Genomic DNA, 22985 nt, shown 5'->3' with positions numbered 1-22985 from the left:
CCCGTATGCCGGATTCTGGCCGGGAGAGGACAGTGGGGACGACCTTCGCAGTGCAGGCCGTACGTCGATCGACCACGGTGTCGGTCGTGCGCAGAGAGCCCGCGGGACCGCGCGGCGGGGCCGGCCGGGCCAGCGGGGACGGCGGCGGGGGCGGCGGCGGCACGGGCGGCGGAGGCGGTGCGGGCGGCGCCGACGACGCGGACGACCCGGACGGCGCGGGCGGGACCGACGGAGCGGACGGAGCCGACGGCGCGCCGCCACCCGGCCGCACGGCGGGTGCGCCGCAGGACGTCACGGACGTCGCGCTGACCCTCGCCGCCGGCATGCCCGCCGCCGGGGCGGCCCGCCGGTTCGTCCGCGACCTGCTCGCCGGCCGCGCCGGGCCCGAGGCAGACGACGCCGAGCTGCTGACCAGCGAGCTGGTCACGAACGCCGTGGTGCACGCGGGCACCGACGTGCGGGTGCGCTGCCGGCTCGTCGCCGAGGACGCCACCGCCGCCGGGCTGGCACGGCACGGGACGGACGGCGGCGGACCAGCCGCGGAGCCGACGCTGCTGGTGGAGGTGACGGATGGGCACGCGGCCCGGGTGATGCCGCTGCCGGCGCCCGAGGAGTCGTACGGCTACGGCCTCCAGCTGGTCGCGGCGCTGGCCGACGCCTGGGGCGTCGAGCACCGGCGCAGCGAGAAGACGGTCTGGTTCCGGATGGGCCCGCTGCGGGAGATCGGGGACGGCACGAACGCCGCCGGGGACGGGACGGAGGCCGCCGACCCGGCCCGTACCGACGCCGGCGGCTTCCCGGCCGTGGTCCCGGCGGGCGGCGCCGACGAGGCCGGCGCCTACGGCGTCCCCGACGACGGCACCCACGGCCGCGGCCTGGCCCACCACGCGGACGGCTCCGGCGCCGCGCCGGTGCGCGGCGCGCACGACATCGCCGACGACGACCCCGCCGACCCGCCCGTCGCCCGCACCGCCGCGCTCCGGCTGCCCAGCCAGGCCACCGCGCACACCCCGCGCAGCGCCACCGACCCCGAGCTGCGCGCCGGCGGCGCCTGGGCGGGCGTCGGCGCGTTCTCGTTCCTCGCCGAGACCTCCGACATGCTCGCCGGGCAGTTCGACGAGGACATGGTCGCCTCGCTGGCCACCCAGCTCCTCGTACCCCGGCTCGCCGACTGGAGCGCCGTCTGGCTCGAAGGCGCCGGCGCCGCCGAACCCCGCCTCGCGCAGGTCTGGCACGCCGCCGAGGAGCGGATCTCCCCGCTCCGCGAGGCCCTGGAGCGGCACCCGCTGCCGCCGCCGGACGCCCGCCCCGCGCCCGTGCCCTGGCCCGGCAGCGCCACCCGCGGCCCCGCCGACGCCGACGACGGGCTCGGCGGCCCCGCGCTCGCCTGCCCGCTGGTCGCCGGCGGCCGGCGCGTCGGCACGCTGCTCCTCGGCCGCGCCGGCGTCGCCCGGATCGGCGGCGACGTCGCCGCCGTCGTCACGGACTTCGCCCGCCGCGTCGCGCACGCCGTCTCGGCCGCCCGCCAGTACACCCGCCAGGTGACCATCAGCGAAGTGCTGCAACGCGGGCTGCTGCCCAGCGGCATCGCGGAGATGCCGGGCATGGACACCGCCGTCGTCTACGAACCGGCCGAGGGCGCCGCCGCGGGCGGCGACTTCTACGACCTGTTCCCCAGCGGCAGCGACCGCTGGTGCTTCGCCCTCGGCGACGTCTGCGGCCAGGGCCCCGAGGCGGCCGTCGTCACCGGCATGGCCCGGCCGGTGCTGCGGCTGCTGGCCCGCGAGGGCTACGGCGTCTCCGACGTCCTCGCCGGGCTGAACCGCACGCTCGTGGAGCACGCCTTCGAGGCGGTGGAGGCGGCGAGCGCCTTCGGGCTGCCGCCGGAGCAGGCGCGGTTCCTGTCGCTGCTGTACGGGGAGCTGGTGCCGCACCAGCAGGACGGCGGCGGCGTGCGCTGCACCGTGGCCAGCGCCGGACACCCGCCGCCGCTGCTGCTGAGCAGCGACGGCGGGGTGCGGGCGGCGGCGGACGCGCAGCTGCTGCTGGGCGTGCTGGACGACGCGGAGTACTACAGCCAGTCGTTCGACATGGAGCCCGGCGACACGCTGCTGTGCGTCACCGACGGGGTCACGGAGCGGCGGTACGGGGACCGGCTGTTCGACGACGGGGACGGGCTGGCGGAGGCGCTGTCCTGCTGCACGGGGCTGGGAGCGGCGGCGGTGGCGGAGCGGATCAGGACGGCGGTGCACGACTTCGCGCCGGTGCCGCCGCGGGACGACCTGGCGATGATGGTGCTCCAGGCGCGCGGCGGGGAGCCGGCGGGGTACTGAGGGGCCGCGGCCGCGCCGCAGCGGGGCGCGGGCAGGGAGCCGGACCCGGAGACCCGGGGCCGGGGACTGCGCGCCGACGGCTGCGCGCCGGGGGTTGTGCGCCGGGCGGGGGACAATGGACGCCATGCCCTCCGTACTGCCCGACGGCGAGCCCGCCCCCGAGGACGGGACGCTGCCCGCCGAAGCCCTGGCCGGGGCCGCCGCCCGCCCCCTCGGCTTCTACGCCCACGTCCCGTACTGCGCCACCCGCTGCGGTTACTGCGACTTCAACACCTACACCGCTTCCGAGCTGCGCGGCACCTCCCGCGACGACTACGCCGCCACCTTCGCCGAGGAGGTCCGCCTCGCCCGCAAGGTCCTCGGCGACGACCCCCGCGAGGTCGAGACCGTCTTCTTCGGCGGCGGGACGCCCACGCTGCTGCCGGCGGCGGACCTGGGGCGGATGCTGGCGGCGATCCGCGCGGAGTTCGGCCTCGCGGCGGACGCGGAGGTGACGACGGAGGCCAACCCCGAGTCCGTGGACGCCGCGTATCTGGCGGAGCTGCGGGAGGCGGGGTTCAAGCGGATCTCGTTCGGGATGCAGAGCGCGCGGGAGCACGTGCTGCGGGTGCTGGACCGTACGCACACGCCCGGGCGCCCGGAGGCGTGCGTGGCCCAGGCGCGGGCGGCGGGCTTCGCGCACGTGAACCTGGACCTGATCTACGGCACGCCGGGCGAGACCGACGACGACTGGCGGGCGTCGCTGGCGGCGGCGCTGGGGGCGGGGCCGGACCACGTGTCGGCGTACGCGCTGATCGTCGAGGAGGGTACGCAGCTCGCGCGGCGGATCCGGCGCGGCGAGGTGCCGCCGACGGACGACGACGTGCACGCGGACCGGTACCTGATGGCCCAGGAGGCGCTGGCGGCGGCCGGGATGGAGTGGTACGAGGTGTCGAACTGGGCGGTCGCGGGGGAGCCCGGGGCCCGGTGCCGGCACAACGAGCTGTACTGGACGGGCGCGGACTGGTGGGGCGCGGGCCCGGGGGCGCACAGCCACGTGGGCGGGGTGCGCTGGTGGAACGTGAAGCACCCGGCGCCGTACGCGGAGGCCCTGGCGGCGGGCCGGTCGCCGGCGGCGGGGCGCGAGGTGCTGACGGCGGAGGACCGGCGGGTGGAGCGGATCCTGCTGGAGCTGCGGCTGTCGGCGGGCTGCCCGCGGTCGCTGCTGCGCCCGGCGGGGGCGGAGGCGGCGGAGCGCGCGGTAAGGGACGGGCTTTTGGAGCGCGGTCCTTACGACGCGGGTCGGCTGGTGCTGACGCTGCGGGGTCGTCTGCTGGCGGACGCGGTGGTGCGGGACCTGGTGGACTGAGGGCCCGGACGCCTCCCGCCCCGGCCTCCCGCCGGTCGAACCCGGGCCCAGGGACCTCGCGAGGCGGCCCCGGATCGCAGCACGGTCCCCTCGCGGCGCGGCCCCGGATCGCAGCACGGTTGCCTGGGCGGTGCCGTGCCCCCGCCCACGTTCCCCGCACACCCGCCCCAGGGTAGGCACGCACGGTGACACCGCCGGCACACCACCGCGGCGGGGCGCACCGCGACGGGGGCACGTGCGGCGGGCCCGGTCCCTTTGCCGTGTCAGGCGTCCGGGGCCGTGACGAAGTCGATCAGTTCCTCCACCCGCCCCAGCAGCGCCGGCTCCAGGTCCCGGTACGTCCGTACCGACCCCAGGATCCGGCGCCAGGCCGCACCCGTGTCCGGGGGCCAGCCCAGCTCCCGGCACACGCCGGTCTTCCAGTCCTCCCCGCGGGGGATCCGCGGCCACGCCGCGATGCCCACCGACGCCGGCTTGACCGCCTCCCACACGTCCACGTACGGGTGACCCACCACCAGCGCGTGGGCGCTCGTCACCGACTCCGCGATGCGCCACTCCTTCGTGCCCGGGACCAGGTGGTCCACCAGCACCCCCAGCCGCGCGTCCGGGCCCGGGGCGAACGACTCGACCACCGCCGGGAGGTCGTCGACGCCCTCCAGGTACTCCACCACCACGCCCTCCACCCGCAGGTCGTGGCCCCACACCCGCTCCACCAGCTCCGCGTCGTGGCGGCCCTCGACGTAGATGCGGCCGGCGCGGGCCACGCGCGCGGTGTGGCCGCGGACCGCGATCGAGCCGGAGGCGGACCGCAGGGGGCCGGTCGGCGCGGCGGAGGCACGCGGGCGGACCAGCGTGACCACCTTGCCGTCGATCATGAAGCCGTTCGGCGTCAGCGGGAACACGCGGTGTCTGCCGAAGCGGTCCTCCAGGGTGACCGTCGCGCCCTCCGCGGTCTTCTCGGTACGGATGACCGCTCCGCAGTAGCCCGTGGCCACCTCCTCCACCACGAGGTCCGGCTCCGCCGGCACCTCCGGGGCGGGCTGCCGCGGCTTCTTCCACGGGGGCGTGAGGTCGGGGTCGTCGTAGCGGCGCACGGGGTGAGACTACGACAGGCGCTCCGCCAGCCGGTCCCGTTGGGCCCGTACGAAGTCGGCGTCCACCGCGGCGCCGTGCCCCGGCACGTACACCGCGCCCGGCCCGCCCAGCTCCAGCAGCCGGTCCAGCGCCGCCGGCCACCGCGCGGGGTCGGCGTCCGGGCCCAGCGAGGGCGGGCCGGACTCCTCCACCAGGTCGCCGCAGAAGACGACCGCCGGCCGCCCCGGGACGACCACGGCCAGGTCGTGCGGCGAGTGCGCCGCGCCCAGCTCGGCCAGCAGCACCTCCCGCCCGCCTCCGAGGTCCAGCGGGTACGTGCCGGAGACCGCGTGCCGCGGGGCGACCAGGACGTCGACGGCCTCCGCCGCGGTGTCGGGCGGCAGCCCGTGGCGTACGGCGTCCGCGCGCAGCGACTCCGCGCCTTCCCCGCGCAGCCGCTCGGCCATGCCCGCCGGGCCGTAGACCTCGGCTCCGGCGAAGGCCGCGGTGCCGAGCACGTGGTCGAAGTGCGGATGGGTGAGCGCGATATGCGTCACCGGGCGGCCGAGGCGCTCGCGTACCGCCCGGCGCAGCTCCGCGCCCTCCCGCAGCGAGGCGCCCGTGTCCACGAGCAGCACGCCTTCCGCTCCGCGCACCGCGCCCGCGGTCGCGTCCCAGCGGGGCAGCCGGCGCCGTACGACGCCCGGCGCGGGCTCTTCCCAGCCGACAGCCATTCCCCGACGCTATAACGTGACCGGCCGCCTTGCCCGGCCTCCCGTACCCGGCCGTACACTGGCCCCGGACCCTGGCACTCACCGCCGTCGAGTGCCAGCGGCGGAACGGTCGAGCGGCCCGAGGAGTGCGGAGGTGGGCAGCATGCTCAGCGAGCGTCGGCTCGAAGTGCTGCGCGCCATCGTCCAGGACTACGTGGGCACGGAGGAGCCGGTCGGCTCCAAGGCCCTCACCGAGCGGCACGGCCTGGGTGTCTCCCCGGCGACGGTGCGCAACGACATGGCGGCCCTGGAGGACGAGGGGTACATCGCCCAGCCGCACACCAGCGCCGGCCGCATTCCCACGGACAAGGGCTACCGGCTGTTCGTCGACAAGCTCGCCGACGTCAAGCCGCTCAGCGCGCCCGAGCGGCGGGCCATCCAGAACTTCCTGTCCGGCGCCGTCGACCTCGACGACGTCGTCGGGCGTACGGTCCGGCTGCTGGCGCAGCTGACGCGGCAGGTGGCGGTCGTGCAGTACCCGTCGCTGACCCGCTCGACCGTGCGCCACGTCGAGCTGCTCCAGCTCGCCCCCGCGCGCGTGATGCTCGTCCTCATCACCGACACCGGGCGGGTCGAGCAGCGCGTGATCGACTGCCCGGCGCCGATCAGCGAGGACTCCCTCGCCGACCTGCGCGCCCGGCTCAACAGCCGCGTCGTCGGCCGCCGCTTCGGCGACGTGCCGCGGCTGGTGGCCGACCTGGCGGACTCCTTCCCCGCGGACGACCGCGGCACGGTGCAGACCGTGCTGTCGGTGCTGCTGGAGACGCTGGTGGAGGAGACCGAGGAGCGGCTGATGATCGGCGGCACCGCCAACCTCACCCGCTTCGACCACGACTTCCCGCTCACCATCCGGCCGGTGCTGGAGGCGCTGGAGGAGCAGGTGGTGCTCCTGCGGCTCCTCGGTGAGGCGAAGGAACCGGGCGTGATGGTGCGTATCGGTCACGAGAACGACCACGAGGGCCTCACCGCCACCTCGGTCGTCTCGGTCGGATACGGTTCTGGCGGCGACACCGGCGAAGCGGTCGCCAAGCTCGGCGTGGTCGGACCTACCCGCATGGACTACCCCGGAACGATGGGAGCGGTACGCGCAGTGGCACGGTACGTCGGACAGATCCTGGCGGAGTCATAAGTGGCCACGGACTACTACGCGGTCCTCGGCGTCGGACGTGACGCCTCGCAGGATGAGATCAAGAAGGCGTTCCGCCGGCTCGCGCGCGAGCTGCACCCGGACGTGAACCCGGATCCGAAGACCCAGGAGCGGTTCAAGGAGATCAACGCCGCCTACGAGGTCCTGTCGGACCCGCAGAAGAAACAGGTCTACGACCTGGGCGGCGACCCGCTGTCGCAGAACGGCGCCGCGGCCGGCGGCTTCGGCGCCGGCGGCTTCGGCAACCTCTCCGACATCATGGACGCCTTCTTCGGCACCCAGGGTCAGCGCGGGCCGCGTTCGCGCACCCGGCGCGGCCAGGACGCCATGATCCGGCTCGAAATCGAGCTGGAGGAGGCGGCGTTCGGCGCCAGCAAGGAGATCCAGGTCGACACCGCGGTCGTCTGCGGCACGTGCAGCGGCGAGGGCGCGGCGCCCGGCACGTCGGCGCAGACGTGCGACATGTGCCGCGGCCGCGGCGAGGTCTCCCAGGTCACCCGCTCCTTCCTGGGCCAGGTCATGACGTCCCGGCCCTGCCCGCAGTGCCAGGGCTTCGGCACCGTGGTGCCCACGCCGTGCCCCGAGTGCGCGGGCGACGGCCGGGTGCGTTCGCGGCGCAGCCTGACGGTCAAGATCCCGGCCGGCGTCGACACCGGCACCCGCATCCAGCACGCCGGCAAGGGCGAGGTCGGCCCGGGCGGCGGCCCGGCGGGCGACCTGTACGTGGAGATCCGCGAGCTGCCGCACCCGATCTTCCAGCGCCGCGGCGACGACCTGCACTGCACGGTGACGATCCCGATGACGGCCGCCGCGCTGGGCACGAAGGTCAACCTGGAGACGCTCGACGGCCTCGAAGAGGTCGACATCCGCCCCGGTACGCAGTCGGGGCAGGCGATTCCGCTGCACCAGCACGGTGTCACGCACCTGCGCGGCGGCGGCCGGGGCGACCTGGTCGTCCACGTCGAGGTCGAGACGCCGCAGAAGCTGGACCCGGAGCAGGAGCGGCTCCTGACCCAACTCGCCCAGCTGCGCGGCGAGGAGCGGCCCCAGGGCCAGTTCAAGCCGGGGCAGCAGGGGTTGTTCTCGCGGCTGAAGGACGCCTGGAGCGGACGCTAGCCGCGGGGTGCTGCCGGTGCCGGCGACCGTCGCCGGGCCGTCGCCCGGGCCGCCGCGGAGTGCGGCCCGTGCGACGGGTGTGGTGGGTGGGGACGTCCATGTCCCCGGGCACGTGAAGACGTGCGGATTCCATGATCCGGAGCGGGCCGCCGGTGTCCGACCTGCATGACAGGATTGAGCCATGCCCACCGAGCTGAACGATCTGTTCACCTTCCCGATCGTGCAGGCGCCCATGGCCGGTGGCGCATCCTGCCCGCAGCTCGCCGCCGGCGTGCTGGAGGGCGGCGGCCTCCCGTTCCTCGCCGCCGGGTACAAGACCCCCGAGGCGATGTACGAGGAGATCCGCCAGCTGCGGGCGGTCACCGACCGCCCCTTCGGGGTCAACCTGTTCCTGCCCCAGCCCCCCACCCCGCCCGACCCCGCCCACATCGGGGCGTACGCGGAGCAGTTGGCCGGCGAGGCCGAGTGGTACGGCACGGAGCTGGGCGACGCCGAGGCAGGCACGGACGACGCCTTCGACGCCAAGGTGGCCATACTCCTGGACGAGCCGGTGGCGCTGGTGTCGTTCACCTTCGGCTGCCCCCGGCCCGCCGTGCTCGACGCCTTCGCCCGCGCCGGGACGCACACGGTCGTCACCGTCACCAACGTCGCCGAGGCACGCCGGGCGCAGGCCGCCGGCGCCGGCGCCGTGTGCGTGCAGGGCGTCGAGGCCGGCGGCCACCAGGGCGGCTTCCGCAACGACCCGCGGGACGACCGGGTGGGCCGCGGGCTGCTCACGCTGCTCGCCGAGGTGCTGGAGGCGGTCGACGTGCCGGTGATCGCCGCCGGCGGGCTGATGCGCGGCGGGCAGATCGCCGCCGTGCTGTCCGCCGGCGCCGCCGCCGCGCAGCTCGGCACCGCGTTCCTGGTCTGCCCCGAGTCCGGCGCCGGCGCGGTCCACAAACGGGCCGTCACCGGCGGGGTGTTCACGCGCACGGAGCTGACCCGCGCCTTCTCCGGCCGCCCCGCGCGCGGGCTGGTCAACCGGTTCGTACGGGAACACGGCCCGTACGCCCCCGCCGCCTACCCGCAGGTCCACCACCTGACCGCCCCGCTGCGCGCCGCCGCCGCCCGCCTCGGCGACCCGCAGGGCATGGCCCTGTGGGCCGGCCAGGGCTACCGGCTGGCGCGCGAACTGCCCGCCGCCGAGCTGGTGGAGGTGCTGGCCCGGGAGCTGGCCGACGCGCTCAGCGGGGCGGCGAAGCCCGCCGGTGACGCCTCGGGCGGCCTGCCGTGACCGCCCCCGTGTTCGTCGCCGAGCCCGCCGTGCTGGACGCCGCCCGCCCCGGCGCGGTGCTGACGCTGACCGGCCCGGAGGGGCGGCACGCGGTGTCCGTACGGCGGCTGCGCCCCGGCGAGGACGTGGTGCTCACCGACGGCGCGGGGCGCGGCGCGTACGGCACCGTGGCCGCCGCGGAGGGCCCGGACCGGCTGCTGGTGGCGTGCGCCGAGGTGGCCGGGGAGCCGGCGCCGCGGCCGCGGCTGACCGTCGTGCAGGCCCTGCCGAAGGGCGACCGGGGCGAGCTGGCCGTGGAGACGATGACCGAGACCGGGGTGGACGCGGTGGTGCCCTGGGCGGCGGCCCGCTGCGTGACCCGGTGGCGCGCGGAGCGGGGGCGGAAGTCCCTGGCCAAGTGGCGCGCCACCGCCCGCGAGGCGGGCAAGCAGGCCCGCCGGCTGCGCTTCCCGGAGGTCGCCGGGCTGCACTCGACGAAGGAGCTGCTGCCGCTGCTGGCGGACGCGGCGTTCGCCGCCGTGCTGCACGAGGAGGGCGGCGCGCCGCTGGCCGCCGCGGCGCTGCCGGAGGCGGGGGAGGTCGTGCTCGTGGTCGGGCCCGAGGGCGGGGTCGCGCCGGAGGAGCTGGCCGCGTTCGAGGAGGCGGGCGCCGGGGCATACCGACTGGGGCCGACCGTGCTGCGCACCTCCACCGCCGGCACCGCGGCGAGTGCGGTGGTGCTCGCGGCGACCGGGCGGTGGTCCTGACCGCGCCGGGAGCCGGGCCGTACGGACCCGGGGGCCGCCGGGACCGTACGCCCTGATCCGGGCGTTCCGGCCGCCGCCGTCGAGGGTTTTTCCACGGGTTTCCGCCGCGATGTTCTGGTTCGTTCCACATGGGTACAGGACGAACGTCACACCGCACCGCAAAGCGGTGGTGGGCGCGGCCTCCGCATGATGGGATGATCGACGTGACTCAGCCTGCTTACCTGCGATTCCCGCACCTGCACGGCGACTTGATCACCTTCACGGCGGAGGACGACGTCTGGGCGGCGCCCCTCGACGGCGGCCGCGCCTGGCGGGTGAGCGCCGACAACATGCCGGTCGACCACCCCCGCATAGCCCCCGACGGCACCCGCGTCGCCTGGACCTCCACCCGCGACGGCGCCCCCGAGGTCCTCACCGCCCCCCTCGACGGCGGCGCGGCCGAGCGGCTGACGTACTGGGGCAGCGGCAAGACCTCCGTACGCGGCTGGACCCCCGACGGCGACGTGCTGGCCCTCACCACCCACGGCCAGTACTCGCTGCGCCGCACCTGGGCGCGCGCCGTGCCGCCGGGCGGCGGCCCCGCGCGCACGCTGCCGTTCGGGCCCGTCGGGGACGTCGCGTACGGGCCGGAGGGCCGCGTCGCGCTGCTCACCGCGACCATGGGCCGGGAGGCGGCGTACTGGAAGCGCTACCGCGGCGGCACCGCCGGCCGGCTGTGGCTGCGCACCGCGGCCGACGGGGAGTTCACCCGGCCCGCGGACCTCGACGCGCTCCTCGGCAACGCCGAGTGCCCGCTGTGGGCCGGCGGGCGGCTCGCGTTCCTCTCCGACCACGAGGGCACCGGCGCGCTCTACTCCGTCGGCCAGGACACCGACGCCCCCGACGCCTTCGCCGCGCCGCGCCGCCACACCCCCCTCGGCGGCTTCTACGCCCGCCACGCCGCCACCGACGGCGTCCGCGTCGTCTACGCCGCCGCCGGCGAACTCTGGCTCCTCGACGACCTCGACGAGGGCACCGAGCCGCGCCGCGTCGACGTCCGCCTCGGCGGCCAGCGCACCGACCTGCGCCCCCGCCCGCTGCGCGCCCGGTACAACCTCGGCGCCGCCCGCCCCGACCACACCGGCCGCGGCAGCGCCGTCGAGATCCGCGGCACCCTGCACTGGGTGACCCACCGCGAGGGCCCCGCCCGCGCGCTGGCCGCCGAGCCGGGCGTACGGGCCCGGATGCCGCGGGTGTTCCGCGCCGAGGGCGCCGAGCACGTCGTGTGGGTGACCGACGCCGAGGGCGAGGACGCGCTGGAGTTCATCCCCGCCGCCGGCCGCGACGCCGGCGCCACGCCCCGCCGGGTGGCCGCCGGGCGCCTCGGCCGCGTCACCGGGCTCGCCGTCGCACCGGACGGCAGCCGCGTCGCGGTCGCCGCGCACGACGGCCGGGTGCTCCTCGTCGAACGCGCCTCCGGCGAGGTGCGGGACGTCGACGCCAGCGAGCACGGCGACGTCGGCGGGCTGGTGTTCTCGCCCGACTCCGCCTGGCTGGCCTGGTCCCACCCGGGCCCGGGCGAGCTGCGGCAGCTCAAGCTGGCCACCACCGACGCGCTGTCCGTCGCCGAGGCCACGCCGCTGCGCTTCCGCGACTACTCGCCGGCGTTCACCGCCGACGGCAAGCACCTCGCGTTCCTCTCCGAGCGCGCCTTCGACCCCGTCTACGACAGCCACGTCTTCGACCTGTCGTTCCCGTACGCCTGCCGCCCGCACCTGATCACGCTCGCCGCCGAGACCCCCTCGCCGTTCGGCCCGCAGCGCCACGGCCGGGCCCCCGAACGCGGCCCCTCCGACGACGGCGACGACGCCGGCTCCGGCGACACCCCGCCGGTCACCCGCATCGACCTCGACGGCCTCGCCGACCGCATCCTGCCCTTCCCCGTCGAGGCCGCCCGCTACTCGACGCTGCGCGCCGCCGACGGCGGCCTGCTGTGGCTGGTCCACCCGCTGCGCGGCGTCCTCGGCGCCGACGCCGCCGGACCCGACGACGACCGGCCCGCCACCCGTCTGGAGCGCTACGACCTGGGCAAGCAGCGCGTCGAGGAACTCGCCGACGACGCCGACGGCTTCACCGTCACCGGCGACGGCAAACGGCTCCTGCTGCGCACCGACGGCAAGCTGAAGGTCGTCCCCGCCGACCGCAAGGCCAGCCACGCCGACGACGGCGACGGGGACAACGTCACCGTCGACCTCACCCGCGTACGGCAGCAGCTCGACCCGGCCGCGGAGTGGCGGCAGATGTACGACGAGGCCGGGCGGCTGATGCGCGACCACTTCTGGCGCGCCGACCTCGGCGGCGTCGACTGGGGCGGGGTGCTGGAGCGCTACCGCCCGGTGCTGGACCGCGTCGCCACCCACGACGACCTCGTCGACCTGCTGTGGGAGGTGCAGGGCGAGCTGGGCACGTCGCACGCGTACGTCGTCCCGCCGGGCGGCGGCACCCCCGCGGGCGCCCCGGAGCGGCGCCAGGGGCTCCTCGGCGCCGACATCACGCGCGCGGACGACGGCCGTTGGCGCGTGGAACGGATACTGCCCTCCGAGACCTCCGACCCCGACGCCCGCTCCCCGCTGGCCGCGCCCGGCGCCGCCGTCCGGCCCGGCGACGTGATCGTCGCCGTCGACGGGCGGCCGGTGGACCCGCTGGCCGGGCCCGCGCCGCTGCTGGTGGGGTCGGCGGGCAAGCCGGTCGAGCTGAGCGTGCTGCCGGCCGACGGCGGGGACGTGCGCTACGCGGTGGTCGTGCCGGTCGCCGACGAGGAGCCGCTGCGTTACCACGCGTGGGTCGCCGGGCGGCGCGCCTACGTAGGAGAAGCATCCGGCGGCCGCCTCGGCTACCTCCACGTGCCCGACATGCAGGGCCCCGGCTGGGCGCAGCTCCACCGCGACCTGCGCGTCGAGGTGGCCCGGGAGGGCCTGGTGGTCGACCTCCGCGACAACCGGGGCGGGCACACCTCGCAGCTCGTCGTGGAGAAGCTGGCGCGGCGCATCGTCGGCTGGGACGCGGGCCGCGGCCTGCGGCCCGTCAGCTACCCGATGGACGCCCCGCGCGGGCCGGTGGTCGCCGTGGCCAACGAGTTCTCCGGCTCGGACGGCGACATCGTCAGCGCCGCGATCAGGGCGCTGGGCATCGGCCCGATCGTCGGGCAGCGCACCTGGGGCGGCGTCGTCGGCATCGACAGCCGCTACCGGCTGGTGGACGGCACGCTGGTGACCCAGCCGAAGTACGCCATCTGGATGGAGGGCCCGGGCTGGGACGTGGAGAACCACGGCGTCGAGCCGGACGTGGACGTGTGGCTGGCCCCGGAGGACTGGGCCCAGGGGCGCGACCCGCAGCTGGAGACGGCGGTGCGGCTGGCGCTGGCGGAGCTGGAGCGCAGTCCGGCGGCGGCGCCGCCCGCGGTGCCGGGGTCGGAGCCGGAGCCGTCGGAGCCGTCGGGACCGGAGCCGTCGGGACCGGCCGCGGAGTCGCCGGCGGGGGAGTAGCGCGGGGCAGCCGGTGCGGGCCGCGGGGTACCATGCGGCCCGTACCGCCCGACTCGTACGAAGGAGGCCGGGAACATGGCCGGGGAGCCGCAGGCAGACTGCCTGTTCTGCAAGATCACCGCGGGGGAGGTGCCCGCGACCGTCGTCCGCGAGACCGCCACGACGATCGCCTTCCGCGACATCAACCCGCAGGCGCCCACCCACGTCCTCGTCATCCCCAAGGCCCACTACCCGGACGCCGGCAGCCTCGCCGCCGCCGACCCGCAGCTCACCGCCGACATGCTGCGCGAGGCCGCCGAGGTCGCCGCCGAGGACAAGGTCGACGGCACCGGCTACCGCGTCGTGTTCAACACCGGCTCCGGCGCCGGCCAGACCGTCTTCCACGTACACGCGCACGTGCTCGGCGGCCGCGGCCTGAACTGGCCGCCCGGATAGCGCCGCCCGCCCGGCCTTGCCCGCCCGCGAACTCGTCGTCCTCGGCACCGCCAGCCAGGTCCCCACACGCCAGCGCAACCACAACGGGTACGTGCTGCGCTGGGACGGCGACGCCCTCCTCTTCGACCCCGGCGAAGGCACCCAGCGCCAGATGCTGCGCGCCGGCGTGGCCGCGCACGACCTGAGCCGCGTCTGCGTCACCCACTTCCACGGCGACCACTGCCTGGGCCTGCCCGGCGTCATCCAGCGCATCAACCTCGACCGCGTCCCGCACCCGGTCGCCGTCCACTTCCCGGCGAGCGGGGCGCACTTCTTCGAGCGGCTGCGCTACGCGAGCGCGTACCGGGAGACCGCGAAGGTCGAGGCGGGCCCGGTCGAGGGGGACGGCGTGGTCGCCGCCACGCCCGCGTACCGCCTGGAGGCGCGCCGCCTGAATCACCCCGTGGACGCGTACGGCTACCGCCTCGTCGAGCCGGACGGCCGCCGCATGCTGCCCGACCGGCTGGCGCGGGCGGGGATCACCGGACCGGACATCTCCCGGTTGCAGCGCGAGGGCTCGCTGCGGGGGGTGCGGCTGGAGGAGATGTCGGAGACGCGGCGCGGGCAGCGGGTCGCGTTCATCATGGACACCGGCCTGTGCGAGGGGGTGTACGCGCTGGCCGAGGAGGCGGACCTGCTCGTCATCGAGTCGACCTTCCTGGGCGCGGAGACCGCGCTGGCGGTCGAGTACGGGCATCTGACGGCGGCGCAGGCCGCGGGGGTGGCGATCGCGGCGGGCGTACGGCACCTGGTGCTGACGCACTTCTCGCAGCGCTACCCGGACCCGGCGGACTTCGCGCGGGAAGCGCGGGAGGCGGGCTACGAGGGGCCGCTGACGGTGGCGACGGACCTGGGGCGGGTGGCGGTGCCGGGACGCCGCTGAGGGGCGAGGGGGGCGTCGCAGGGGGCCGCGGTGGTACGTCGCCGCGAGCGGGCGCCCCGGCGCAACGGAGGTTCCCGCTGCGCGCCCCCCGGCCATCGGCGAGTATGTTCCGGCATACCCATGACGACGCCCAGAAGGTCACCGCGATGAACGAGCCCGTGCCGAACGACGCCCGCGACCTCCGCTCCCCGGTGGACAGCACCCTGCCGCACTCCGCGCGCGTGTGGAACTACTGGCTCGGCGGCAAGGACCACTACGCCGTCGACCGCAAGGCGGGGGACGAGATGCTCGCCATGGCCCCCGCCCTGGTCAGGTCGGCGCGCGAGGACCGGCTGTTCCTCATACGCTCCGTCCAGCTGCTCGCCGGCGAGCTCGGGATACGCCAGTTCCTCGACATCGGCACCGGCCTGCCCACCGCCGACAACACCCACGAGGTGGCCCAGCGCGCCGCCCCCGACGCCCGGGTCGTCTACGTGGACAACGACCCCCTGGTCCTCGCGCACGCGCGCGCCCTGCTCACCAGCACCCCGGAAGGCGCCACCGCCTATATCGATGCCGATGTGCACGATCCGCAGGAGATCCTGCGGATCGCGGCGCACACCCTGGACCTCACCAGGCCGGTCGCCGTCACCATGCTGGGCATCGTCAACCACATGCCCGACATCGAGGAGGCGCGGGCGGTCATCCGGCGGCTGATGGACGCGGTGCCCTCGGGCAGCTATCTGGTGATCTCCCACCCGACGACCGAGGTCGACACCGAGGCGATGCGCCAGGTGGCCGATCACTGGAACAGCCGGGGCAGCTCCCCGCTGGTCATCCGCTCGGCCGCCGAGGTCGAAACCCTCTTCGACGGCCTGGAGCTGCTTGAGCCCGGAGTCGTCTCCTGCCCTCGCTGGCGCCCGGCCCCGGCGGAGACTCCGCAGGTCGGGACGCGCGTCGACGTCGCGCACTACTGCGGCGTCGCCCGAAAGCCCTGACGCGCCACCGCGGCTCCCGCGCGGCGGGCGCCTCTGTGTAAGCGGTGCGACCTTGGCCGGATCGGACCGGTGCGAGCGGCGTGCGGAGGCGGGAAGGGCGGCGGGCGGCGGGCGGCTGGCGGTGGGCGGCGGCCGGCGGGGTCGGTGCGCGGGGCGTTGTCAGTGGGCTGAGGCAGACTGATTTCAGCCGGGCAGAGGTGTTCCGGCCGGAGTCGGGAGGGAGGTGCCCACGTGACCACGCCCACCGGCCCGCCCGTTTCGTCCGCGGCGGCCGTAGACCCGCTGAAGCATGTGCGCACGCCCGACGACCCGGCCATCGATGTGTACCTGACGGGGACGGTCTTCCTGGACATCGTCTTCACCGGCCTGGACAGCGCCCCCGTCCGCGGCACCGAGTCCTGGGCCCGCGGCATGGGCTCCAGCCCCGGCGGCGTCGCGAACATGGCGACGGCTCTCGCCCGCCTCGGCCTGCGCACGTCGCTGTCCGCCGCCTTCGGCGACGACGTCTACGGCGACCACTGCCAGGAGGCCCTGGCCGGCGAGGGCATCGACGTGTCCCTGTCGCGCACCTGCCGCGGCTGGCACTCGCCGGTCACCGTCTCCATGGCGTACGACGGCGAGCGCACCATGGTCTCCCACGGCCACGAGGCCCCGCCCCCCGACGAGCCCCCGCGCTGCCCGCCCGCCAGCCGCGCCTGCGTCGCCTCCCTCGCCCCGGTCCGCCGGCAGCCGTGGATCGAGCAGGCCGCGCTGCACGGCAGCCGCGTCTTCGCCGACGTCGGCTGGGACGACACCGGCCGCTGGGACCTCGCGGAGATACCGGAGCTGGCCCACTGCGAGGCGTTCCTGCCGAACGCCGCGGAGGCCATGCGCTACACCGGCACGGACTCGCCCCGCGCGGCGGCCCGCGCCCTCGCCGAGCACGTGCCGGTGGTGGTGGTCACGATGGGCGCCGACGGGGCGTACGCGGTGGACAGCCGCACCGGGGAGAGCGCCGAGGTGCCCGCGATATCCGTGACCGCCCTGGACACCACCGGCGCCGGGGACGTCTTCGTCGCCGGCTTCGTCGCCACGTCCCTCGCCGGCTACCCGCTGCCGGACCGGCTGGCACTGGCGGGCCTGACGGCGGCGCTGTCGGTGCAGGAGTTCGGCGGCTCGCAGTCGGCGCCGGGCTGGACGGAGGTGGCGGCCTGGTGGGAGCGGGTGCGCACGGTCGCCGAGCAGGACCCGCAGGCCCTCGCCCGGTACGCGTTCCTGGACGGCATCACGCCCTGCGCCCCCCGCCGCTGGCCGCTGCGCCGCGCGGTCCCGACGATCGGCTTCCGCCCGTAGCGGGGCGCGCCGTGGGGGGATCCGTCACGCGCGGGTGGTGCTCCGCACCAAGCCGTCCGGGCCCGCCAGCAGGACCGGCGTACCCGCGCCGCCGAGGTCCCGCACGGCCGCCAGGTCCGCGTCCACCGGGGCATCGGCCTCGGTGACCACCGCCGCGGCCTCCAGGGACGTGGCGCCGCTGGCGACGGCCATCGCCACGGCCGTCTGCAACGCCGTCAGCCGTAGCGACTCCAGCGCCACGGTCCCGGCCACGTACGTCCGGCCGGTCTCGTCCCGCACCGCCGCGCCCTCCGGCACGGCGTTGCGGGCGCGCGTGCTGCGCGCCAGGGTGACGATCTTGCGGTCCTCGGGGTCCAGCGGGCTGCTCTCGCTCATACCGCCGAGCATACGAAGCTCCCCGCGGCTTCCCAACGGCAGGCAGCCGGTCCGGTGCGGCGGGGCGCTACAGGAGGTGGTCGGCCTTGCCCGCCTTGATGTCCCGGATGAGTGTGCGCAGCGCGTCGCGTGTGTCCGTGAGGTAGGTGTCCTCCTGACCCGCCACGGCTATGTAGGCGTTGCCGTCGGTGTCGGTGCCGATCCGGAAGCAGTTGTTTCCCTCTCCGCAGAAGGGGGCTTCCCACTGGATGTCTGTCACGGTCGAATTCCTCACAGGTCCCTGATGACGGCGTGAATAAAGTCTCTTGACGCTTCGGCGGGCAGGCTCATTTGGTCCATCCATTCCAAGTGAGCCCGATACTTCGAGAGTTGCAGCTCAGCGTGCATGAACTCAGGGCTGTGGGCTGAGTCGAGTTGCGCCGTGTCGAGTTGAGGTACGGGCCCCTCCGCGTAAAGCAACGCGTGCCCGGCTCCGGGGAAACTTCCGAGTTCAACGGGTACGACACGCACGACGACGTTGGCTCGCTCGCTCCACTCGATCAGGGCGTTGAGCTGCCCTCGGGTCGCCTCTCGTCCCCCGAACAGCATGCGAAGCGCGGCCTCGTGCACGTATCCCACGTACGCAACCGGATCGTCGCGGTCCAGAACGCGCTGCCGGTCCATCCGATGAGCGACGCGCAGTTCGACTTCGAGGCGCGACAAGGCGGGAAGAACCGCCGTGAAGACGCTCCGGGCGTAGTCCTCGGTCTGGAGCAGCCCGGGCACGTGGACAGTCTGAATGGTCTGAATGCGGGTCGCGTGCCACTCCAACTCGACGATGTCCAGGAGGCCGGGCGAGAGTCGCCCCCGGTACTCATCCCACCAGCGAGGCTTGGCCGGCTGGGCCATGTCCACCAGCGCTTCCAGGTATCGGTCGTCCGCGCACTCGCAGTGTGTCGCCAGCGTCCGCAGACGGTCCGGGCTGATGTTGCGGATGCCGGTCTCGATGTTGGAGATCTTGCCTCGATCGACGCCCAGCAAGCCCGCGACGTACTCGGAGCTCAGTCCCGCTTCCGTGCGCAGCTTCTTGACCTCGGCGCCGAGCCTGCGTTGTCGCTGCGTAGGTGTGGTGCGTGGCGGCATCGATCGCCTTTCTGCTCGGGCCATGGCCCAGTCTGCCGGGAGCGGCCAGCGTAATCCACTGGGGGTCCAACCATCACTCTGGGGGTGGCGTATGTGCCACTCTTCCTCTACTGTAAGTAACTCGACGCTCACGTAAGGCGAACGAGAAGAGCATCGCGCGAGCCTGCCCGCAGCCTCCTTCCCTGGGAGGGGCGTGCTCGCGCCAGGGAGACGAGCCACCGCCTCGCCGCGTCGCGAACTGTCCCGTGCCGTAACCGGCCCTGACCCGACAACGCCTCCCGTGTCGCCAACGACACGCGCCCGTACCAGTGTTCACGCCCCGAACGGAGTCGTCATGCCCGAAAACGCACCTCCGGCACCCGCGATGCCCGACGCCGCCCCCGACGTCACCCCGCTCGCCCGCCGCACTTCCGCGGGCCGTGCCGGTCACCAACGGGCCGCACGCGGGGCGCGAACCAGCCTGCCCGCCTACGCGGTCGGCTCGCCCTACGCCCTCCGGCCCGCACCGACGGTCACCCAGTGCCCACCGCCCCCGCCGGACCTCGGGGAGCCCTCCGCCTCCCACTTCGTCTACGGGCTGACGCTCCCCTCGGCCGCCGGCACGCCGGTGATCGCGTACGAGGCGGCCGAGGCCGTCCTCGACGTGCACGGATCCGAGGACGGGCTGGTCGAGCCGACGCTCGGCCTCGTCCACGAACTCGCCGTCCACGCCTGCCGCTTCACCGGGGCGGGCGAGATGGTCCACCTCGTACTGCGCCGCTCCGACGGCGTGCTCCAAGTGGTGGCGTACGACACGCACACCCCGCACCTCCATTCCCGTCTCGCCGCACAGTGCGCCGAACGCCGCCGGGTGTCGCTCGCCGTGGTGCGTGAACTGGTGGAGGGGCGTGGCGGGGAGTGGGGGTTCGCCGCCTCGCATCCGCCCGCCGCGGGGGTGTGCACCTGGGCCTCGATCGCGTGCGAGGGGCAGGACCCGGTGGCGTCGGCCGCTGCCGGAGAGGAGGTCGCCTGACCGGCGGCGGGGGGTCGGGAGCCGTTCTCGGGATCGTGGGCCGCTGGGGGTGGGGCAGGTACCGGCGAGTCGACTCGGTCGGTGACCGGGTGATCACTTCGAGCGGACGCCCGCGGAGGGTGTGGGGTGGGCGGCGGCCGAAGTCACCGCGAGGCGGTCAGGCGTCAGGGTCGACCTCGGGGTGCGTGAACCGCACGGGCTTGTCCAGCGACCGGGCGTAGGCGACTTCGGCTCGGGTGCTGTCTCCGATGTAGTTGCCGACTACGAGCACCTCATCGGCGAGCCGGATCTTCGCCCGGTGCAGATCGTCGAGTCGAACCTTCAGCGCCTTGGCCTCGACAGGATCCGACCAGAGTTCGTGCGGCGACTTCATGTCAAAGCCGGGCTTGACGACAATCTTTCCGGCTTTGGTCTCCCGCAGATCGGCCTCGTTCATCTCGGTCATGAAGCGGGTGGAGCCGCAGATCACGACGATACGCGGGAGGCTCAACAACTCCTTCGCGTCGGCGAGCTTCTCCTCGGGGGTGTGCAGTTGCGGTGACACTGGTTCCTCCTGGAGGCGTGGTCCAAGGGTGCCTGTGGAGACGAGAGCGAGGGTGTCCAGGATCGTTCTTGACGAACGACGTGGGACACCCTCGCGACAGGACTCTAGGGGACGACCGAGCTGCTGAAGGGGCACCTGACCCCTTGGAATCGATCATCTAGGCCGCTCGACGGGGCACCGTGCGGCAGCGGCAGCGGCAGCGGCAGCGGTGGCGGTGTGGTGGTTACTGCGGACGGGCGGTTCTCGGTCGACGGGGGCGGCGCCGGGGTGGGCGGCCGTGCGCGCGGGCGCTGTGGCGACGTCGGGGCCTGCGTCGGGGGTAGCCGGGTGCGGTGGGTGGTGCGGCGCCGGGGTGGTTGGACCGTGTCGGGGTGGGTGGGCGAGGTGCGGGGGCGGCGACGGGGTCTGGGTCGGGGGGCGGCCGGGGGCGGCGGGTGTCTCGGTGCCGGGGTGGGGGTGCGGTGTCGGGGTGGATGGCCGTGCGTACGTGGGGCCGGGTCGGGCGGGGGCCTGCGCCGGGGGTGGCAGCGGGCGGTCGGTGGCCCGGCGCCGGGGTGGGTGGGCGGGCGTGTGGGGTCGCGGCGTCGGGGTGTTGGAGCATTTGTCCCCCGGGGCCCTGCTGCCCGGTGTGTCAGGAGTGCGGGCGTCGGGCTTGGTCGGCGATGTGGCGGAGCTGGGCGGCTATCGGCCCTCGTAGCGCGTCTGCACCGCAGGGCGCCCCACTGGCGCTGCCGCCCTGCGGCGATGCGCCTGCGGCTGCTCGCCGCCCCCGGGAGGGGACCCGCCGCGTGTCACAACCCGCGGTAACCCCCTCCCCGAACCCGGGCAAACCGCCCACCGGGGCCGAGTTTTGACCACCCACGTGCGCGCGGGCGCTCGGTGCGCACGTGGCGGTGACGAACCCGGGGTAACCCACCCGTCAAACCGGTCCGAATCACCCACTGGGGCCGAGTTTTGACCAGCTACGTGCGCGAGGCTCCTCGGCGCGCACGTGGCGGTGACGAACCGGCGGTAACTCGCCCGCCAAACCTGAGCAAATCGCCCACGGGGGTCGGGTTTCGCCCGCTGACGTGCACCCCGGCGGGCCCTGGCTGCGCCGGGCCCCGTGTGGTCCCCGGAGGGCGGTGCGAGCGGGCGCCGCGGGGCAGGGAGCGGGTCCCGGGCGGCGGCGTGGGCGGGATACGAGGGCGCATCGCCACCAGCTCCGTGCCAATCGCCGGTCAAGCCCGACGCCCAGCGCTCCTGACACGCCGGGCAGCGAAGCCCCGGGGGACAAATGCTCCAAACCCCCGTCGCCGCGGCCCTCATACGCACGGCCGCTCACCCCGGAACGGCCCCATCCGCCCCGGCGCCGAGCCAACCGCCGACCCGTCCCCCTCGGCGCAGGCCGCCCCCGCCACCGCTCCCGAACCGCACGGCCGCTCACCCCGGCACCGGCCTGTCCACCCTGGCGCCGGGTCACGCCGCCGCCCCCGGTTACCCCCGGCGTAGGGCGCCCCGTCGCCGTTCCCGAAACGCACGGCCGCTCGCCCGGCACGGCCCATCCGCCCCGGCATCGGATCACCCGCCGACCCGGTTACCCCCGGCGTAGGCGGCCCCCGTCGAGGCTCCGAAACGCTCGGCCCCTCACCCCGGCACCGGCCGGTCCGCCCCGGCGCCGGGCAACCCGCCGACCCGGCCACCCCCGGCGCCGGCGGCCCCCGTCGCCGCTCCCGAAACGCTCCGCTGCCCACCCCGGCACCGGCCCGTCCGCCCCGGCGCCGGGGCACACCGCCGCCCCGGCCACCCCGGCACAGATCCCCCGTCGACCGGCCGCGGGCACCACCCCACCGCCGCACTCCCGCTCCCGTTGCCGCCCCGGCCGCCACGCCGCCCCCGGCGCAGACCACTCCGCCCCCGGCGTCCCCACCCCCGCCGTCCGGCGGCGGCGTCGCTTCCCCCCACCATCTGCCCCCCGCCCCCTACGACCCGACAGGGAGGAACCGGCGGCCCCTCAGCCCGCGAGGCGGTGCAGGCCCTCGCGGCGGCCCTCCGGGGACGCCAGCCACCGCAGCTTCTCCGCCGTGTCCGTGCCCTCCACCGCGTTGTGCAGCACGATCGTCAGGTCCGGCCGGGCCGGCAGCTGGAGGTGCGTGCCGACCAGGAACAGCGTGCCCACCAGCGGGTGTTCGACCTCCTTCGCCGTCTGCCCGGCGGCGGCCACGTCTCCGCTGCTCCACATCTCGCGGAACTCCTCGCTCTGCTCCGCCAGCCCGTCGACTACCAGCTGGAAGCCCTCGTCGTCGAGCCGCTCCGCCATCGCCGCCCGGTACTCCGCGACCACGATCGGCGCCGTCTCCGCCCAGCGCGCCGAACGGGACCGGTACACGGGGTCGGTGAAGAAGTTGACCAGGCAGTTCTCGGATATCTCCGGCCGCATCGCGAAGATCACGGCCGCGGCGTCGTTGTGCGCGATCGTGTTCCAGTAAGCGTCCATGATGTGCCCCGGCAGCGGCATCCAGCTGTCGATGACCCGCTTCAGCCCGTCGCACAGGTAGTCCGGGTCGTACTCCGCTGTCCGCGCCGGCGGGTTCAGCCCCGCCAGCACGTACAGGTGCCGCCGCTCGACGTCGCTCAGCCGCAGCACCCGCGCCACCGCGTCCAGCACCTGCGGTGAGACCGTGATGTCCCGCCCCTGCTCCAGCCACTGATACCAGGACGCGCCCACGCCCGCGAGCACCGCGACCTCCTCGCGGCGCAGCCCCGGCGTGCGGCGCCGCGCACCGCCGTCCGGCAGGCCCGCGTCGGCCGGGCTCACCCGCGCCCGGCGGGTCATCAGGAACTCGCGCAGCTCCCGGTGCCTGCGGGACCTCGTGCCGCCCGCGGGCGGCGTGACGGTCGCTGCCATGGATCCCCCTCGTCCGTAGCTGGTGGTACGGCCACCAGGATA

General features: G+C 75.3%; 19 protein-coding genes. 12 read left to right on the top strand and 7 right to left on the bottom strand.

What is annotated here, in order from left to right; translation table 11 throughout:
• Nucleotides 1-86 precede the first annotated feature (86 nt).
• Nucleotides 87-2333: a SpoIIE family protein phosphatase gene (locus ACHZ99_RS05025; RefSeq protein WP_420303088.1), complete on the top strand. Its 2247-nt coding sequence runs from the start codon at nt 87-89 to the stop codon at nt 2331-2333.
• Nucleotides 2334-2457: 124 nt separating this feature from the next.
• Complete coding sequence (gene hemW, locus ACHZ99_RS05020; protein WP_420303087.1) at nt 2458-3681, top strand: radical SAM family heme chaperone HemW; 1224 nt, start codon at nt 2458-2460, stop codon at nt 3679-3681.
• A gap of 263 nt (nt 3682-3944) precedes the next feature.
• On the opposite strand, the gene ACHZ99_RS05015 is transcribed toward hemW, so the two are convergent.
• Complete coding sequence (locus ACHZ99_RS05015; RefSeq protein ID WP_420303086.1) at nt 3945-4775, bottom strand: DUF3097 domain-containing protein; 831 nt, start codon at nt 4773-4775, stop codon at nt 3945-3947.
• A gap of 9 nt (nt 4776-4784) precedes the next feature.
• Complete coding sequence (locus ACHZ99_RS05010) at nt 4785-5489, bottom strand: MBL fold metallo-hydrolase (RefSeq protein ID WP_420303085.1); 705 nt, start codon at nt 5487-5489, stop codon at nt 4785-4787.
• A gap of 142 nt (nt 5490-5631) precedes the next feature.
• On the opposite strand from ACHZ99_RS05010, the gene hrcA reads away from it, so the two are divergent.
• The 9 genes from hrcA to ACHZ99_RS04965 all read left to right on the top strand — a co-directional run bounded on the left by hrcA (nt 5632) and on the right by ACHZ99_RS04965 (nt 17003).
• A complete protein-coding gene (hrcA, locus tag ACHZ99_RS05005) occupies nt 5632-6657 on the top strand; it encodes a heat-inducible transcriptional repressor HrcA (RefSeq protein WP_420303084.1) in 1026 nt (341 codons plus the stop codon).
• The gene (gene dnaJ / locus ACHZ99_RS05000; protein WP_420303083.1) at nt 6658-7791 is read left to right on the top strand and encodes a molecular chaperone DnaJ; all 1134 of its coding nucleotides are present in this window, start codon (nt 6658-6660) and stop codon (nt 7789-7791) included. It begins immediately after the preceding gene.
• Between the two features lie 181 nt (nt 7792-7972).
• Nucleotides 7973-9067: a nitronate monooxygenase gene (locus ACHZ99_RS04995; RefSeq protein ID WP_420303082.1), complete on the top strand. Its 1095-nt coding sequence runs from the start codon at nt 7973-7975 to the stop codon at nt 9065-9067.
• Entirely contained in the window at nt 9064-9813 is a 750-nt protein-coding gene (locus ACHZ99_RS04990; RefSeq protein WP_420303081.1) for a 16S rRNA (uracil(1498)-N(3))-methyltransferase, read from the top strand. Before ACHZ99_RS04995 ends, ACHZ99_RS04990 begins: the two co-directional genes overlap by 4 nt.
• A 194-nt stretch (nt 9814-10007) precedes the next feature.
• Nucleotides 10008-13337, top strand: a complete 3330-nt coding sequence (locus ACHZ99_RS04985) for a S41 family peptidase (RefSeq protein WP_420303080.1) — start codon at nt 10008-10010, stop codon at nt 13335-13337.
• Between the two features lie 75 nt (nt 13338-13412).
• Nucleotides 13413-13772 carry a histidine triad nucleotide-binding protein gene (locus ACHZ99_RS04980; protein ID WP_420303079.1) on the top strand — a complete coding sequence of 120 codons (360 nt, stop codon included), beginning with the start codon at nt 13413-13415 and terminating at the stop codon, nt 13770-13772.
• A 16-nt stretch (nt 13773-13788) separates the two neighbouring features.
• On the top strand, nt 13789-14694 hold the full coding sequence (locus tag ACHZ99_RS04975; RefSeq protein ID WP_420303078.1) for a ribonuclease Z: 906 nt from the start codon (nt 13789-13791) through the stop codon (nt 14692-14694).
• Between the two features lie 146 nt (nt 14695-14840).
• Entirely contained in the window at nt 14841-15671 is an 831-nt protein-coding gene (locus ACHZ99_RS04970; protein ID WP_420303077.1) for an SAM-dependent methyltransferase, read from the top strand.
• Between the two features lie 231 nt (nt 15672-15902).
• Nucleotides 15903-17003 carry a carbohydrate kinase family protein gene (locus ACHZ99_RS04965; protein WP_420303076.1) on the top strand — a complete coding sequence of 367 codons (1101 nt, stop codon included), beginning with the start codon at nt 15903-15905 and terminating at the stop codon, nt 17001-17003.
• 24 nt (nt 17004-17027) lie between these two features.
• On the opposite strand, the gene ACHZ99_RS04960 is transcribed toward ACHZ99_RS04965, so the two are convergent.
• The 3 genes from ACHZ99_RS04960 to ACHZ99_RS04950 all read right to left on the bottom strand — a co-directional run bounded on the left by ACHZ99_RS04960 (nt 17028) and on the right by ACHZ99_RS04950 (nt 18500).
• Nucleotides 17028-17378, bottom strand: a complete 351-nt coding sequence (locus tag ACHZ99_RS04960; RefSeq protein WP_420303075.1) for a cytidine deaminase — start codon at nt 17376-17378, stop codon at nt 17028-17030.
• A 67-nt stretch (nt 17379-17445) separates the two neighbouring features.
• Nucleotides 17446-17637, bottom strand: coding sequence for a hypothetical protein (locus ACHZ99_RS04955; protein ID WP_420303074.1), 192 nt, complete (start codon nt 17635-17637; stop codon nt 17446-17448).
• A gap of 11 nt (nt 17638-17648) precedes the next feature.
• Nucleotides 17649-18500: a helix-turn-helix domain-containing protein gene (locus tag ACHZ99_RS04950; RefSeq protein ID WP_420303073.1), complete on the bottom strand. Its 852-nt coding sequence runs from the start codon at nt 18498-18500 to the stop codon at nt 17649-17651.
• A gap of 334 nt (nt 18501-18834) precedes the next feature.
• On the opposite strand from ACHZ99_RS04950, the gene ACHZ99_RS04945 reads away from it, so the two are divergent.
• Nucleotides 18835-19512 (top strand): ATP-binding protein, encoded by a 678-nt coding sequence (locus ACHZ99_RS04945; RefSeq protein WP_420303072.1) that lies wholly within the window; start codon nt 18835-18837, stop codon nt 19510-19512.
• Between the two features lie 157 nt (nt 19513-19669).
• On the opposite strand, the gene ACHZ99_RS04940 is transcribed toward ACHZ99_RS04945, so the two are convergent.
• Both ACHZ99_RS04940 and ACHZ99_RS04935 read right to left on the bottom strand, forming a co-directional pair.
• Complete coding sequence (locus tag ACHZ99_RS04940) at nt 19670-20056, bottom strand: hypothetical protein (protein WP_420303071.1); 387 nt, start codon at nt 20054-20056, stop codon at nt 19670-19672.
• Between the two features lie 1993 nt (nt 20057-22049).
• Nucleotides 22050-22943 (bottom strand): helix-turn-helix transcriptional regulator, encoded by an 894-nt coding sequence (locus ACHZ99_RS04935; RefSeq protein ID WP_420303070.1) that lies wholly within the window; start codon nt 22941-22943, stop codon nt 22050-22052.
• Between the last annotated feature and the right edge of the window lie 42 nt (nt 22944-22985).

Source organism: Streptomyces sp. MAR4 CNX-425 (assembly GCF_048656465.1).
Classification (GTDB): Bacteria; Actinomycetota; Actinomycetes; order Streptomycetales; family Streptomycetaceae; genus Streptomyces.
The sequence above is the reverse complement of the archived record's forward strand: the minus strand, read 5'-3'. Positions and strand labels throughout refer to the sequence as shown.

What these genes read in the sequence shown, in the direction of transcription:
- hemW (WP_420303087.1), top strand. Translation starts at nt 2,458, where the DNA reads ATGCCCTCCGTACTGCCCGACGGCGAGCCCGCCCCCGAGGACGGGACG.
- ACHZ99_RS05010 (WP_420303085.1), bottom strand. Translation starts at nt 5,489, where the DNA reads ATGGCTGTCGGCTGGGAAGAGCCCGCGCCGGGCGTCGTACGGCGCCGG.
- hrcA (WP_420303084.1), top strand. Translation starts at nt 5,632, where the DNA reads ATGCTCAGCGAGCGTCGGCTCGAAGTGCTGCGCGCCATCGTCCAGGAC.
- ACHZ99_RS04995 (WP_420303082.1), top strand. Translation starts at nt 7,973, where the DNA reads ATGCCCACCGAGCTGAACGATCTGTTCACCTTCCCGATCGTGCAGGCG.
- ACHZ99_RS04985 (WP_420303080.1), top strand. Translation starts at nt 10,008, where the DNA reads ATGATCGACGTGACTCAGCCTGCTTACCTGCGATTCCCGCACCTGCAC.
- ACHZ99_RS04980 (WP_420303079.1), top strand. Translation starts at nt 13,413, where the DNA reads ATGGCCGGGGAGCCGCAGGCAGACTGCCTGTTCTGCAAGATCACCGCG.
- ACHZ99_RS04970 (WP_420303077.1), top strand. Translation starts at nt 14,841, where the DNA reads ATGAACGAGCCCGTGCCGAACGACGCCCGCGACCTCCGCTCCCCGGTG.
- ACHZ99_RS04960 (WP_420303075.1), bottom strand. Translation starts at nt 17,378, where the DNA reads ATGAGCGAGAGCAGCCCGCTGGACCCCGAGGACCGCAAGATCGTCACC.
- ACHZ99_RS04950 (WP_420303073.1), bottom strand. Translation starts at nt 18,500, where the DNA reads ATGCCGCCACGCACCACACCTACGCAGCGACAACGCAGGCTCGGCGCC.
- ACHZ99_RS04945 (WP_420303072.1), top strand. Translation starts at nt 18,835, where the DNA reads ATGCCCGAAAACGCACCTCCGGCACCCGCGATGCCCGACGCCGCCCCC.
- ACHZ99_RS04935 (WP_420303070.1), bottom strand. Translation starts at nt 22,943, where the DNA reads ATGGCAGCGACCGTCACGCCGCCCGCGGGCGGCACGAGGTCCCGCAGG.